Source organism: Vibrio sp. 2304 (genome assembly GCF_033339475.1).
Lineage (GTDB): Bacteria > Pseudomonadota > Gammaproteobacteria > Enterobacterales > Vibrionaceae > Vibrio > Vibrio alginolyticus.
Genome location: NZ_JAWOUQ010000005.1, coordinates 335,163 through 349,369, shown reverse-complemented (window position 1 = coordinate 349,369; position 14,207 = coordinate 335,163). Strand labels below are relative to the sequence as shown.

Here is a 14,207-nt window from a genome sequence, read left to right as displayed (position 1 = left end):
TCACAGTTTAATGCAGGATACGAGCACGGATTGTGCCTTCAATGTTTTTGAGCTTTGTTAGAGCTTCTTCTGAGCGTTCAGTTTCAACGTCGATCACTACGTAGCCTATTTCAGCGGCTGTTTGTAGGTACTGCGCGGCAATGTTAATGCCTTCTTCAGCAAAGATGGTGTTGATCTGAGTTAGGATACCAGGACGGTTCTTGTGGATATGAAGCAGACGAGAGCACTCACCACTGTGTTCTGGTAATGACACTTCAGGGAAGTTTACGCTTGAAAGTGTCGATCCGTTATCAGAGTACTTAGCCAGTTTACCCGCCACTTCTAAGCCGATATTTTCTTGTGCTTCTTGTGTTGAACCACCAACGTGTGGAGTGAGGATGACGTTATCGAATTTTTGTAAAGGAGACTCGAACGGGTCAGCATTCGTTTTTGGTTCAGTTGGGAATACATCAATTGCAGCGCCAGCAAGGTGACCAGCTTCTAAGCTATGGCAAAGTGCAGGAATATCCACAACGGTGCCACGTGCCGCGTTGATAAAGATGGAACCTGGTTTCATTCGAGCAAATTCAGCTTCACCCATCATGTTTTTCGTTTCCGGTGTTTCGGGAACGTGCAAAGAAATCACATCACATTTGTTCAATAGTTCACTCATGGTATGTACTTGCGTCGCATTACCAAGGGACAGTTTGTTCTCAATATCGTAGTAGTAAACGCGCATACCTAAGTTTTCGGCAATAATACCAAGCTGCGTACCAATGTGACCGTATCCGATAATGCCAAGGCACTTACCACGAGCTTCGTAAGAGTTGTCTGCACTTTTCTTCCAAATACCGCGATGTGCAAGTGCATTCTTTTCAGGAATCCCACGCACTAGTAAAAGGATTTGCCCAAGTACAAGCTCTGCCACGCTTCGAGTGTTAGAGAATGGTGCATTAAAGACAGGAATACCGCGTTTTGCTGCTGCATCTAGGTTTACTTGGTTAGTACCAATACAAAAACAGCCAATTGCAACCAGCTTGTTCGCCGCATTGATTACCTCTTCGGATAGGTTCGTACGGGAGCGGATACCAATGAAGTGTACGTCTTTTACCGCTTCAATTAGTTCTTCTTCCGGAAGGGAACCTTTATGGTATTCAATGTTGGTATAACCAGCTGCTTGAAGAACTTCAACTGAAGAAGGGTGGAGTCCCTCTAACAAGAGGATCTTAATCTTTTCTTTTTCCAGTGAAACTTTGGCCATTTTTTCTCGTCCTTAAAATGGAAAGGTGGGCTAATGTGGCGCACATTGGACAAAACTATTAAAAAGGGGATAATTAACAGTTTTGTAGGAAGACAAACGTTTCCCTGTGCGTCTTCTGTTCAATAAAGTAACAAAAAAAAATTGCTTTGGGTAAGAAAATTACGGAATAAGAGATAATTTTCTTATAGAAAGGAATAAAAAACGGTGCCTTGCAGCACCGTATGTAATGAAATAACAGAAAAGTGAACCAGATAGGTTCATTTTGGGCTGTTATTTACTCTTCAATTTTTGCACCTTCTGGTGTGCCAGTGATCACTACGTCTGCACCACGATGAGCGAAAAGACCCACAGTCACCACACCAGCGATGCCGTTTATTTTGTCTTCCATTTCTTTCGGGTTGGTAATTTGCATATTGTGCACATCCAGAATCACGTTGCCGTTGTCAGTCACAACGCCTTCACGGTAAGCTGGATCACCACCTAGTTTTACCAATTCACGAGCCACGTAAGAGCGTGCCATTGGGATTACTTCAACAGGCAATGGGAACTGGCCAAGTACGTCAACTGCTTTAGTGCCGTCAACGATACATACGAACTTATCAGAGATTGCTGCGACAATTTTCTCACGAGTCAGAGCCGCGCCGCCGCCTTTGATCATTTCACGTGCTGGGTTGATCTCATCTGCGCCATCAACATACACATCCAGCTTCATTACATCGTTGCACTCGTATACTTCAATACCAAGCTCTTTAAGGCGCTCAGTTGAAGCGACAGAGCTAGACACTGCACCTTTAATATCATCTTTGATAGTGCCTAGTGCATCGATGAAGTGATTCACGGTAGAGCCAGTACCAACACCGACAATGCTGCCTTTCTCAACATATTTTAGTGCTGCCCAACCAGCCGCTTTTTTCATTTCATCTTGAGTCATGCCAATCTCCTGAATAGATGTTCGTTAACGTTTGCGGGCGTGATTATAGCGGCTTACTTGTCACTTTCCCATTGCCATATTTGGCTTGGGGTCACGATCTTAGGTAATGGAATGTCCCAGCTTTCAATTGGTAAGCGTTCTACATGTTGGCAGTCATGAGCGATACCGACAGGTTTAGCACCCTCTCCAGTTACAAACCAACGTGACAGAGTACGATCGTAGTACCCCCCGCCCATGCCTAAGCGGTGTCCGATACTGTCGAACCCAACTAAAGGTGTGCAGATTAAATCAAGCTGGCGAACGGGTTTGAGGTGTCTGATATCGAGCTTGGGCTCTAAGATGCCGTACTTGTTGTAGACGAGCTGTTCATCACTTATATACTGAAGAAACAGTAACTGACCTTTAGAAAAGGGATGGATGACGGGCAGATAAACCGATTTTCCCTGTTGCCATAACCATTTAATGAGCGGTTTAGTATCAAGCTCACCGTCTGCAGAAAGGTAGATGGCAATATGTTGCGCCTGATCGATTTCAGGAAGTTGGGAAAATTGAGTAATCAGGTCGATTCCCGCTTGGTATTGCGTATCACTGCACAGAGCGTTGCGCTTTTCACGAATCAGTTTGCGGAAGTCTTGTCGAGAGAGGTCTGACATAGAGAGAATACCCCAGGGTGCCGTTGAGGATTGTGGCCCTTGAACCAGCTGGTTCAAGGCGGATCAGCAATGACAACCGTAGGCTTCTCGGTGCATGCCGAGCTTGCTCAATAGTTACCAAATACTAACCCTTAGGTATTGCTTATCGGCTCAGGGACTTAAATCCTGCTGACGCACACCCCAGGGTAAATTTTGTATTTACTGCTGTCCTTGCGTAACTTTGCTTAGTGCGTTCTCTAAAGACGCGGTGAGCTTTTCCATTCGCTCAGTAATTTCTTGCTGTTGACCATTGGATTCGTATGACTTGGTGTGCAACTCATAGCAAATATTCAATGCAGCAAAGGTCAGCAGTTGGATTTCATTGGTTACCTTAGTACGTTCGCTCATTTCTTTCAATCGGCGATCAAGATCTTTTGCCGCTGCAACAAGAGACTCTTCTTGTCCTGTCGGACAATTCACTCGTGTAAGTTTGCCTAATATTTCAACGTCGATCGCTTGATTGCTCATGATGAATAAACTCTATATTCGCGCTATCTAAGGTGTTGCTTCATACAACTACCGAGGAGCAAACTATAGGAAAACCGCTATTAAGATTCAAGCATTTCCCATCACAGAAAGAGAAATGATGACGAGATCACACAGGAATTGGGCAAATTGAACAAATGCTGTCCAAAATTGAATTTGATAGCCGTTTCAGACCACTAACCTTGATGGTAGGATATACCAATACATTATTACGCAAGAATGAGCCAAGTTATGAGTGAAATCACCCTTCCTGAATACCAATCTATTGCTGCTGAACTGCAATCTGCAAGTCTAGCAGTAACACCTGCGGAATTACATGGCTTATTTGTCGGCATGTTAAGTGGTGGATTGGCGATTAATGATCAAACTTGGCAGCCTATTCTGTTTGACTACACCAATGATGGTATGGGTTGGCCTTCTACCGCGCTAGCTTTTGCTCAAAGCGTATTCACTGTTACTGTCAATGAACTAACTGGCACGTCGATGGAGCTGTCTTTATTATTGCCAGATGAGCCGGGCGAAGAAGGCTTATTCGCATTAGCCGACAGTGTGTCCGACTTTGTAAACCACTTTATTTCTGGGCTAGGTCTAGCAGGCGTTGCTCTTAATAAAGCATCTGATGACGCTAAAGAAGCACTGGCTGATCTAGAAGAGATTGCCAAATTAGGCATTGATGAAGATGACGATCTTGGTGAACAAGCGCAATTGCTAGAGCAAGTGATTGAGCACATCAAAGCTTGCGTACTAACGATTCATGCTGAATTTGGTGTTCGTCCTGAAAGCAGCGACAAAAAACCTACTATTCACTAATCGTAGACCGTCCAGAGGTTAGTATGAAGCAATATGATGTAGTCATTGCTGGTGGTGCCATGGCTGGTGCAACGTTAGCATTGGCGATTGACCATTTGTCTCAGGGAAAGCTCCGCATTGCCGTCGTTGAGCCTTTTAAAGCACAATCAGATATGCACCCTGGTTTTGACTCTCGCTCAATCGCATTGTCTTACGGTACTGTCAATCTGTTGCGTCAACTACAGCTCTGGACGTCAGTAGAACCGTTTGTCACACCCATTGAACATATCCACGTTTCTGACCGTTCTCATGCTGGGATGACGGAGATTACCAAGCAAGAGGTTGGGGTGGGAGCTCTAGGGTATGTTGTAGAATTAGCCGATGTTGGGCGTGTATATCAAGAATTATTAGACAGCAGCGAATCAATTACGCTGTTTTGTCCTGACTCGGTTACCGATATCGAGCGCGAGCAAAACTGTACCCATGTGACGTTGAAAAGTGGTGAGCAACTTGAAGCAAAACTGCTGGTGGCTGCAGATGGTGCTGTTTCGACCTGTTGTCAGAAAATTGGTCTAGAACTTTCTGAGCAAGATTTTGAACAAGTGGCTGTCATTGCCAATATTGTGACTCAAGAACCTCATCAAGGTAGAGCCTTTGAACGTTTTACTGAAAATGGCCCTGTTGCTTTATTGCCAATGAGTGACAATCGAATGTCCTTAGTTTGGTGTTTGCACCCTGAAGAAGCCCAAGCCGTTCTTGAGTTATCTGATCAAGCATTTCTCCAGCATTTACAGAACGATTTTGGTTGGCGTTTAGGCGCGATGAAAAAAGTGGGGCGTCGTGCAAGTTACCCATTGCTTCTTCGCCATCGAAAGCAAAATATTTCACATCGCTTTGCGATTGTTGGAAATGCGGCGCAAACGCTGCACCCGATAGCTGGACAAGGCTTTAATCTCGGTATTCGCGATGTAGTCTCACTAGCAGAAGAAATTGTGCACCAAAGTGAGGATGTGGGTCTTTATCAAGGCCTGATGCGCTTTAGTCAACGTAGAGAAGCAGATCGAAGCGAAACTATTTGGCTAACCAGTGCCTTGGTGCATGTTTTTTCAAATGATTTACCCGCGATGCGAATTGGCCGAAATACTGCCTTAGCAGCGATGGATAACCTTTCTATTTTTAAGCAGCCGCTACTACGCCATACACTTGGCTTGGTAAAACGATGAACGGCCGCACTGAATTAGGTAATAAAAAGCAATGATGCAAAGTGTAGATATCGCCATCATCGGCGGAGGGATGGTTGGGTTGGCACTTGCTGCCGCGTTCAAAGACAGTGATCTGCGTGTCGCCGTTATTGAAGGTAAAGTGCCAGATGATTCGTTGAAAGAATTGCCCGATGTTCGTGTGTCTGCGCTGAGCCGCTCTAGTGAGACGATTTTGCGTAAACTTGGTGCTTGGCAGGGCATAGAACAGCGCCGAGCTTCACCTTACCATGGCATGGAAGTATGGGAACAAGATAGCTTTGCCAGTATTGAATTTAATGCACAAAGTATGGCACAACCTGATTTAGGGCACATTGTTGAGAATCGTGTGATTCAACTTGCGCTGCTTGAACAAGTCCAAAAGCTCGATAACGTCACTATGTTTATGCCTGCACGTTGCGCGACTCTCGCGGTCGGTGAGCAAGAAAGCTGGCTGACGCTCGATAATGGCCAAGCCATGACCGCTAAATTAGTGGTCGGAGCCGATGGGGCGAATTCGTGGCTTCGCCATCAAATGGATATTCCATTAACGCATTGGGACTATGGTCATCATGCTTTGGTCGCGAATGTCAAAACTGCTATGCCACACAACAGCATTGCGCGCCAGATATTTACTCCTCACGGACCGTTGGCATTTTTGCCAATGTCGCAACCAGATATGTGCTCTATTGTTTGGTCCACGGAGCCAAATCGAGCAGAGCAGTTAGTGGCGATGAGTGAACATGATTTCAATAAAGCGTTGACGAGTGAGTTTGATGCTCGACTTGGTCTATGTGAAGTAGTGGGAGAGCGTGCTGCGTTTCCTTTGAAAATGCGCTATGCGCGAGATTTTGTTGTCGAGCGAGTCGCGCTGGTTGGTGATGCGGCCCATACCATTCACCCATTAGCGGGGCAGGGTGTGAATTTAGGTTTATTAGATGCGGCCAGTCTTGCTCAAGAAGTATTAGCACTTTGGAAGCAGGGTCAAGATATCGGCAGTAAACGCAACCTAAGAAGCTACGAGCGTTGGCGAAAAGCGGAAGCGGCAAAGATGATCGCTACTATGCAAGGGTTTCGAGATTTGTTCTCTGGCGAGAACCCTGCTAAGAAGCTTGTTCGTGGCATTGGCTTGAGTTTAGCGGGGCAACTGCCGGGAGCGAAAGATGAGATCATGAAGCGCGCGCTTGGTTTAAAGGGACACTTGCCGGATCTGGCGCGTCAGTAAGTGCAAAGCGAACTTCAAATACACAAAAGGCTGGTTAATCCAGCCTTTGTTTTATCAACATTTTGCTAAGCATATGCGCATCGGAGTTTCATTATTTCTTGATTGATCTCTTTGACCGCTCGGAAATGGCGTTGCTCTGCTTTCTCCGGCAGTATTAACTTACCGTTATCAAACTCGAATCTACCGACCCCGTAAATATAAATTCTTCCTTTAAAAAGACGACTTATATGTTTAGCAATCATACTTGGTGTATAGCGCTTAAACAGTCTCATATTTACTTTCCTTTTATCTAACCTAGCCTAGGTATTCTACGTTCTGGACGCGAAAATTATTGTGACAGCAATAGTATTAAATACAGATGTAGGGTGTTGCGTCAGAGAATTGTGTTGTCTTAGACAATTTGACAGTGTCATCTCTTAAATAGCGTGAGGATTACCCCAAAAATAACCTCTCTAAAGGAACCCTTACGCCAATACACTCCTTTTTACGTGACGCATTAAGCAATAGTTTTGTTACAGAATTAAGAATAGAACGAAAACGGTTGTTTGCTAGTTGTTTCTATTAAGGTCGTGCTTCGCGTAACACACTTTACGTTCTAACGATTAGAGGAAATGAAAGAGAAAAAGTTCCACGTAAAAAAAAGCCCGCTTCAGCGGGCGAATAGTCACAGATGCATTACACAAAAGTGGATAACTAACTGCATGAATGCTGTCACTCAGCTAGCTGACTCACTTTATATCGGTTAAGTGCTTGTTTGAAACTTAACCAACAAATTCAGCATATACGAGTTTTATCTTTGTGACTATTTATGTTTTATATGTGATTAAAAATTCTCATGTCTATTTTTGTAGATATGAGCGAGATCACGCAGTGATAGAAACACTACGTGTCATTACATTGTTTTTAGACGATTAACGACAGATCTCAGCTACGGTCGGCTGGCACAATTGGATAAGATCTTGAATAGAAAGCGCCAGCCCAGCCATTCGATCGCCACTGCTGATCGTGACTTCCTGTTCTTCTAGTAAGCTAGGGTCGAACACGATTGGCATATGACGTTTGAGTAACAGAGGAGTGACAGTACCAATTTTGTAACCAGTGATGGACTCAACGTCGGCTTGATCAACACAAGTCATCCGGCGACATTTCAGTAACGAGCGCACTTTTTTGGGATCAACGCTACGATCACCTGGTGCACAGGCGAGTGCATATTGATTACCCATGTCTCGTAGCAAGATTGCTTTCACCATTTGAGAGGGGCGAATGCCGCGTTGGTGCGCGGCATCCTCAATGGTCGTTGCTGGTCTTTGATGCGGTAACAGACGAAACGGAATGTGTTGGTCTGTGAGAAATTGCATCAAAGGAGTATTGATTGTATTACTCATCATCAAGACTGTAAGGCAGTGATTCGATTGTCCATTCACATTCTGGTTGCGCAACTAAACGAAGACGAGTGTCCTCATCGAGATTATTAGGCAGCACGATCAGGCCAATCGCGTGATTGTCACTGAACTGGTAGTGATTTAATAAAGCACCTACTGAACGCCAGTTTTCACCTACGCTGCGTTCGAGCTCAATTGGTTCGTCACTAAATGGAGCAGAAGTTGCACCTTTTACGATATACATCGCACGTTTATTGGTACCGCGATACTTCGCTCGTGCTACCGTTTCTTGTCCCGTGTAGCAGCCCTTTGTGAAGCTTATGCCTCCTAAAGCTTGCACGTTGAGTGCTTGTGGAATGTGAGCATTCTGCGCGGATGCAGAGACAAATGGTAAACCTGCCTCAATATCGAAACGATTCCAAAGCTCATTTGTCGTAAAGACAGCGTCGGTAGTTTCAACGATTTGCTGTGCTTTTGGCGCACTTAATATCAGTAACCAACGATCTTGTGCAACTTGCACTGCTGTGCCACCGTCAACTGGGCGAACGCTGCCAGTTGTCTTGCTCATTGTTGAAATGAATTCGTCGGCTTTGACGCCAGCAACACCTAAGATAACGTCATCAGAAGCTTCAATCGTTACTTTAGAGAAAATGGCGTATTTCTTTATTTCACTAAGTTCTACGTCAATCGCCGATTTTGGTTGGATCATGCCGTAGCCATCATAATGATGGAAAAGGCGGAACACGCTCCACACTTTTCCTTTCGCATCACAATGTGCGCCCAGTGTTGATTGGTCTTGTTCTAAAGAAACAACATCGCAGGTAACCTGACCTTGTAAGTATGATTTTTTATCGTCACCGATCATGGTGATCATGCCGAAGTTATCCAGCAGTGAGATAGATAACTCTGGAAGTGCGTCTTGAGTTGAGAGAGGTAATGCTGAAAAACGAGTTTGCCATTCCATAATTACAATGCCTTTTGAAGATATTTTTCCGCTATGTTATACCCAAATAACCTTGAGATACTAGGGGAGCGATTTACGAATCAACATTTGTCTGCTTTCACTATCGTATTGTGACCCGCACACTAGTGACGTAGCACATCCCTTGTTACACTCCGCACTAACAACAAGACATCTATGAAGGAATAGTGAATGTACACTCCGGAAGAAAAAGCGCGTATTAAATGGGCTTGTCGTCGAGGCATGCTTGAGCTTGACGTAGTAATTATGCCGTTTTTTGAAGAGTGCTTTGATACTCTGAGTGAACAAGAGCAGCGTGACTTTGTTTCTTTACTTGAATGCGATGATCCTGATCTGTTTACTTGGGTAATGGGGCATGGCCGTAGCGAAAATTTAGGTCATGCAGCAATGGTTGATAAAATTGTCGCCCATAACCTCAGCAAAGTTCGTTAATTTTACTGCTTCTCCCTCTCTGACTGCCCGAGTCTTCAATGTTGTACTTTTCTTATTGATGACTTGGGCTGTTATCCTCTCTAGCATTCCGCTCGTATTATCGACTTATTTGTTATTACTGATTGTGAAGGCTTTCTCAAACCAAAGTCTTGTTCAACCTACAAGTCATGGGCATTGGTATGTGCACTGCGATGGCTCGGTTAGGTTTGATGCCCTTGAGTGTGGCGAATACTCGGAAGATATTGAGTCCGAAAAGGGTCATTTACAGCGAGTTGATACATCGGCATCACCATTCAAGATAACATTCCAATTGCAATCTGGCCGTAGTGTTACGATTTGGCGTGATAGCTGTGACGATGAGCAGTATCGTCAATTATCTTTGGTATTACGCCAATGGGAAATGAAACAGGGAGCTAATGCTCCCTGCTGATGTAATAGTTTACTCGGTAGAGTTAAAGCTGTTTAGCTGGAACCAAAATCGTTGGTCCGCTGTTTTCCAGTTGGTTCGGATAATCAAGCGTGTAGTGCAAACCTCGACTCTCTTTACGCTGCATCGCACAACGAACCATCAACTCTGCTACTTGTAAAAGGTTACGCAGTTCTAATAAGTTGTTCGACACGCGGAAATTGCTGTAGTACTCGTGTGTTTCTTGTTGCAACAGTTGGATACGGCGTAAGGCGCGCTCTAAACGCTTGTCAGTTCGCACAATGCCCATGTAGTCCCACATAAACAGACGAAGCTCGTGCCAGTTGTGCTGAATGATCACTTCTTCATCACTATTGGTTACTTTGCTTTCATCCCAACATGGCACCTGTGAAGGTAGCTCAACGTTAGTGTGATGTTTTAGAATATCTTTTGCCGCAGACCAAGCATAAACCACGCATTCGAGAAGTGAGTTTGATGCCATGCGGTTAGCACCATGCAGCCCGGTGTAGCTAACTTCACCAATCGCATACAAATTTTTCAGATCGGTGCAGCCATTTCTATCCACCATGACACCGCCACAAGTGTAGTGTGCAGCAGGTACGATTGGGATTGGCTCTTTAGTCATGTCAATGCCCAAGTCCATCAAACGTGAATAAATGGTTGGGAAGTGTTTCGTAATAAAGTCAGCAGGCTTATGGCTGATGTCGAGATACATACAGTCGGCACCTAAACGCTTCATTTCGAAGTCGATAGCACGAGCCACGACGTCACGCGGAGCAAGCTCTTTACGTTCATCGAAATCTGGCATAAAGCGAGAACCATCTGGACGACGCAGGTAAGCACCTTCGCCACGTAACGCTTCAGTTAGCAAGAAGTTACGTGCTTCTGGGTGATATAAACACGTCGGATGGAACTGGTTAAATTCCATATTAGCCACACGACACCCTGCACGCCAAGCAATCGCAATACCATCACCAGACGACACATCTGGGTTAGAGGTGTATTGATAAACCTTTGAAGCACCACCTGTAGCGAGAACCACAAATTTGGCTCGCACGGTTTCGACATGCTCTTCGTTGCGGTTCCAAATATAAGCACCGATAACTTTGTTTTTATCACCGCCAATTTTGTCTTCGGTGATTAAGTCCAGAGCATTGTGACGTTCGAGAACATGAATGTTTGGATGGTTATGAGCGTTATCTTGCAGGGAGGTTTGCATCGCCATACCTGTCGCATCTGCCGCGTGAAGAATACGACGACGGCTATGACCACCTTCACGAGTTAAGTGGTAGCGAGGTTCATCGTCAGAGTCATCTTCTTCACGATCAAATGGGACACCACCGTCAATCAACCACTGTACACACTCTTTTGAATGCTCAGCAATGAACCTTACGGTCTCCTCATCGCAAATACCATCCCCGGCGATTTGCGTGTCTTCAACGTGTGAATCAATGGTGTCTGACTCATCAAATACGGCAGCGATACCGCCTTGAGCATAGTAGGTCGCCCCTTCGCTGCGTGGTCCTTTACTCAGCACCATCACCTTACAGTGGTTAGCAACGCGCAAAGCCAACGACAAACCTGCCGCGCCACTCCCTACCACTAATACATCACACTCATGTTCACGATTTGTGTTCATATAACTTTTATAATCCCAAGCTAAGGTAACAAAGTTACCTTGTGTATTATTTGCACACCATGTGCATTCCATTATCGCGACATCTGTCGCTAAGGGCTAAGTTGGGAGACCTATCGACGTCCGTGTTACTGCGGTGACTGAGCCACTCTTCTTTTTCATGCAGAGCATGAGCATGCTTCCTAAGTTATAATTTGTAACGCGGTGTTCAGATAGCCATTAGCCATGCAAATGAAAAGTAATAGTTTGTCAATGCCATTGCTTTTCCATGCTCGACCCAGCACAATCTGGGACAGAGATCATTCATTATACCCATTTCCCTCCAAGATGCTCGCTTGTCAAACTTAGACTAAAGTCAGGCAGCGGTGGTCATTTGGGTACAGACATCACACTGTGAAAAAACAATGACAAAAAACTTGAGAAACCATGGAACTTTCTCATTCACGTTAGGGTCACAATAGTGCTCAAGTAAGCAGTGGTGTCAATACTACGTTTTGCATAATTAGTACCCATATCTGAGAAGAGTAGGGGCATAACAAATAGGAGTATCCGCTCGAATGAACGAGCAGCTGACCGATCAAGTATTGATTGAGCGAGTTCAGAATGGCGATAAGCAAGCATTCAACCTGTTGGTAACAAAGTACCAGAATAAGGTATGTAATCTTATTTCCAGATACGTTAGTAATCCTGGCGATGTACCAGATGTAGCACAAGAAGCGTTTATTAAAGCTTACCGAGCTATCCCTAGCTTTCGTGGGGAAAGTGCGTTTTATACGTGGCTGTATCGCATTGCAGTGAATACTGCGAAAAATCACATTGTTGCTCAAGGGCGTAGACCTCCAGCGACAGATGTCGATGCTGAAGATGCTGAATTTTACGAAACAGGTAGTGCACTTAAAGAAATATCGAACCCTGAGAACTTAACGTTGTCCAAAGAGTTGCAACGGGTGGTGTTCAGTGCAATCGAAGCTTTACCTGAAGATTTAAAAACCGCAATGACATTACGAGAGCTCGATGGCTTGAGTTATGAAGAAATTGCAGAAGTGATGGATTGCCCGGTAGGAACGGTACGATCGCGTATCTTCCGTGCTCGTGAGGCGGTGGAAAAGAAAATCAGACCTCTTTTGCAACGCTAGTACAAGTAATAACTATGGTGAAAATAATGGCTGACAAAGAAAAACTTTCAGCTCTCATGGATGGAGAATTGGTCGATAAGGCTTTAATTCAAGAGTTAGAGCAAGACCAAGAGAGCCGTGATGCTTGGCAGAACTATCACCTGATTGGTGATGTGATGCGAGGCGAAGCGCCAGCAAAACCTGAGTGGAATATTGCTGAAAGCGTGGCGTTAGCGTTAGAAGATGAACCTGCACACCGTGCGTTTGATTCGCACAGTGCAAATGTTATCTCAATTGCGGATACGCCAAAAGAGTCGCAACCAGAACCGCAAAAAGCAAAACGTCAATTGCCAGGTTGGTTGACGCAGTTTGGTCAAGTTGCTGTTGCTGCATGTGTATCGCTTGTTGTTATTTTAGGTGTACAGCAGTACGGTGGTAGCGATTCAATGTCGCCGCAAACAGATCAATTACCTGTATTGCAGACGGTTCCGTTTGCTGGCAGCGCAGAACCAGTGAGTTTGACTCGTGAGTCTGTAGAACGTTCTGTAGGCGAGGCAAATATGCAAGAGCAGCGCAAGCGTGTTCATGCTATGCTGCGAGACTACGAATTGCAGTTACGAATTAACAGTGATGCATCTCAACAAGATGCAAATCTGAATCCGGATATTGAATGAAAAAATTTCTGATCAGCGCTTGCGCTCTGTTCAGTATGATGTCTTCTCAAGCCTTTGCTGGTGATAAGCCAGCGGAGGCTTTATTGCATCAAATGAGCGAGGCGAGTAAGAATTTAAGTTACGAACTCTCTTATATCCTTATCAAAAAGAACAGCATTGAGCCGTTGCTGTATCGTCATGCTACGCATGGTGACGATCAATATGCTCATCTTGTCTACTTAAGTGGCCCTGTGCGTGAAGTGATTCGTCGCGGAACTGAAGTAAGTTATATCGAAACGGGTTTAGAACCGTTCACCATCGAGTCAGGTAAAATGGTCGCTCCGACTATGCCTATGCTCAACACCAATATCGATGAGCTAAACTTGTATTACGACTATGTAAAAGTGGGCAGAGCTCGTGAAGCTGGTGTGGCAACACAAGTGCTGCGTATTGTTCCTAAAGACGGTCTGCGCTATTCATACGTACTATGGATCGATGAAAAGAGTAAATTGCCGTTACGTGCCGACCTTGTGGACCGAGATGGTGAGATGCTTGAACAATATCGCACTATTTCTTACACGGTAAACCCAAAAATCGCAGAGTTAATGAGTGGCCTGCAAGATGTTCAATTACCTGCTGTTCTCACCATGCCAAAAGGCGATATTGGGACCAGTAATTGGCAGGTTGGTTGGATCCCTGAGGGTTTCGAGCCGAACGAGCTCAACCGCTATCGAATGGCCGTTACTAACCAAATGGTGGAGAGTCAGCTGTATTCTGATGGTCTGTTTAGCTTCTCTGTTTACGTAGCAAACAAAGATGAGCATTCGTTAAAAGGGCAGTTGGTTCGCCAAGGCAGAAGAACGCTACACAGTTTTGTGAGCGGTCAACATGAAATCTCTGTTGTAGGAGACATTCCACCGACCACAGCACAGCGTATCGCCCAATCTGTCACATTTAATGTAACAAAGAGTAAATAACA

16 protein-coding genes and 1 other RNA gene are annotated in these 14,207 nt (G+C 44.9%); 8 read left to right on the top strand and 9 right to left on the bottom strand.

The genetic code is table 11. The features are described from left to right. Window positions 1-7 precede the first annotated feature (7 nt). The 5 genes from serA to R7P64_RS12960 form a co-directional block, all read right to left on the bottom strand. A complete protein-coding gene (gene serA / locus R7P64_RS12980) occupies window positions 8-1,240 on the bottom strand; it encodes a phosphoglycerate dehydrogenase (RefSeq protein ID WP_005384551.1) in 1,233 nt (410 codons plus the stop codon). Window positions 1,241-1,514: 274 nt separating this feature from the next. Further along, complete coding sequence (rpiA, locus tag R7P64_RS12975) at window positions 1,515-2,171, bottom strand: ribose-5-phosphate isomerase RpiA (protein WP_005380982.1); 657 nt, start codon at window positions 2,169-2,171, stop codon at window positions 1,515-1,517. A gap of 53 nt (window positions 2,172-2,224) precedes the next feature. Further along, window positions 2,225-2,824, bottom strand: coding sequence for a 5-formyltetrahydrofolate cyclo-ligase (locus R7P64_RS12970; protein WP_225474079.1), 600 nt, complete (start codon window positions 2,822-2,824; stop codon window positions 2,225-2,227). A 5-nt stretch (window positions 2,825-2,829) separates the two neighbouring features. Continuing rightward, window positions 2,830-3,014, bottom strand: a non-coding RNA gene (gene ssrS / locus R7P64_RS12965) — 6S RNA. Window positions 3,015-3,022: 8 nt separating this feature from the next. Continuing rightward, on the bottom strand, window positions 3,023-3,331 hold the full coding sequence (locus tag R7P64_RS12960) for a cell division protein ZapA (RefSeq protein ID WP_005384553.1): 309 nt from the start codon (window positions 3,329-3,331) through the stop codon (window positions 3,023-3,025). Window positions 3,332-3,580: 249 nt separating this feature from the next. Between R7P64_RS12960 and R7P64_RS12955 the strand changes: the two genes are divergently transcribed. Genes R7P64_RS12955 through R7P64_RS12945 form a run of 3 tightly spaced genes read left to right on the top strand, consistent with a single transcriptional unit; the run spans window position 3,581 to window position 6,601 of the window. Next, window positions 3,581-4,159: a YecA family protein gene (locus R7P64_RS12955; protein WP_033907447.1), complete on the top strand. Its 579-nt coding sequence runs from the start codon at window positions 3,581-3,583 to the stop codon at window positions 4,157-4,159. Window positions 4,160-4,182: 23 nt separating this feature from the next. After that, the gene (ubiH, locus tag R7P64_RS12950; protein ID WP_104975592.1) at window positions 4,183-5,361 is read left to right on the top strand and encodes a 2-octaprenyl-6-methoxyphenyl hydroxylase; all 1,179 of its coding nucleotides are present in this window, start codon (window positions 4,183-4,185) and stop codon (window positions 5,359-5,361) included. A gap of 31 nt (window positions 5,362-5,392) precedes the next feature. Further along, the gene (locus tag R7P64_RS12945) at window positions 5,393-6,601 is read left to right on the top strand and encodes an FAD-dependent 2-octaprenylphenol hydroxylase (RefSeq protein ID WP_033907445.1); all 1,209 of its coding nucleotides are present in this window, start codon (window positions 5,393-5,395) and stop codon (window positions 6,599-6,601) included. 65 nt (window positions 6,602-6,666) lie between these two features. Here R7P64_RS12945 and R7P64_RS12940 read toward each other — a convergent pair whose 3' ends face one another. The 3 genes from R7P64_RS12940 to ygfZ form a co-directional block, all read right to left on the bottom strand. Then, window positions 6,667-6,873, bottom strand: coding sequence for a DUF1107 domain-containing protein (locus R7P64_RS12940; RefSeq protein WP_005380970.1), 207 nt, complete (start codon window positions 6,871-6,873; stop codon window positions 6,667-6,669). Window positions 6,874-7,512: 639 nt separating this feature from the next. Further along, window positions 7,513-7,986, bottom strand: coding sequence for an aminoacyl-tRNA deacylase (locus R7P64_RS12935; protein ID WP_005384562.1), 474 nt, complete (start codon window positions 7,984-7,986; stop codon window positions 7,513-7,515). Continuing rightward, complete coding sequence (gene ygfZ / locus R7P64_RS12930; RefSeq protein WP_005384564.1) at window positions 7,979-8,947, bottom strand: tRNA-modifying protein YgfZ; 969 nt, start codon at window positions 8,945-8,947, stop codon at window positions 7,979-7,981. The genes R7P64_RS12935 and ygfZ overlap by 8 nt, the downstream gene beginning before the upstream one ends. 189 nt (window positions 8,948-9,136) lie before the next feature. Here ygfZ and R7P64_RS12925 point away from each other — a divergent pair, with 189 nt between their 5' ends. Both R7P64_RS12925 and R7P64_RS12920 read left to right on the top strand, forming a co-directional pair. After that, window positions 9,137-9,397: a succinate dehydrogenase assembly factor 2 gene (locus R7P64_RS12925; RefSeq protein ID WP_005380951.1), complete on the top strand. Its 261-nt coding sequence runs from the start codon at window positions 9,137-9,139 to the stop codon at window positions 9,395-9,397. Then, on the top strand, window positions 9,366-9,827 hold the full coding sequence (locus R7P64_RS12920; protein ID WP_235429224.1) for a protein YgfX: 462 nt from the start codon (window positions 9,366-9,368) through the stop codon (window positions 9,825-9,827). The genes R7P64_RS12925 and R7P64_RS12920 overlap by 32 nt, the downstream gene beginning before the upstream one ends. Window positions 9,828-9,849: 22 nt before the next feature. On the opposite strand, the gene nadB is transcribed toward R7P64_RS12920, so the two are convergent. Beyond that, complete coding sequence (gene nadB, locus R7P64_RS12915) at window positions 9,850-11,463, bottom strand: L-aspartate oxidase (protein WP_005380947.1); 1,614 nt, start codon at window positions 11,461-11,463, stop codon at window positions 9,850-9,852. 554 nt (window positions 11,464-12,017) lie between these two features. Here nadB and rpoE point away from each other — a divergent pair. From rpoE to rseB, 3 genes are read left to right on the top strand one after another with little or no spacing between them, the layout of a single operon-like run. Continuing rightward, window positions 12,018-12,596: an RNA polymerase sigma factor RpoE gene (gene rpoE / locus R7P64_RS12910; protein ID WP_005380946.1), complete on the top strand. Its 579-nt coding sequence runs from the start codon at window positions 12,018-12,020 to the stop codon at window positions 12,594-12,596. 26 nt (window positions 12,597-12,622) lie between these two features. Then, window positions 12,623-13,249, top strand: coding sequence for a sigma-E factor negative regulatory protein (locus R7P64_RS12905; RefSeq protein WP_005380944.1), 627 nt, complete (start codon window positions 12,623-12,625; stop codon window positions 13,247-13,249). Beyond that, window positions 13,246-14,205: a sigma-E factor regulatory protein RseB gene (gene rseB, locus R7P64_RS12900; protein WP_005380941.1), complete on the top strand. Its 960-nt coding sequence runs from the start codon at window positions 13,246-13,248 to the stop codon at window positions 14,203-14,205. The genes R7P64_RS12905 and rseB overlap by 4 nt, the downstream gene beginning before the upstream one ends. Window positions 14,206-14,207 lie beyond the last annotated feature (2 nt).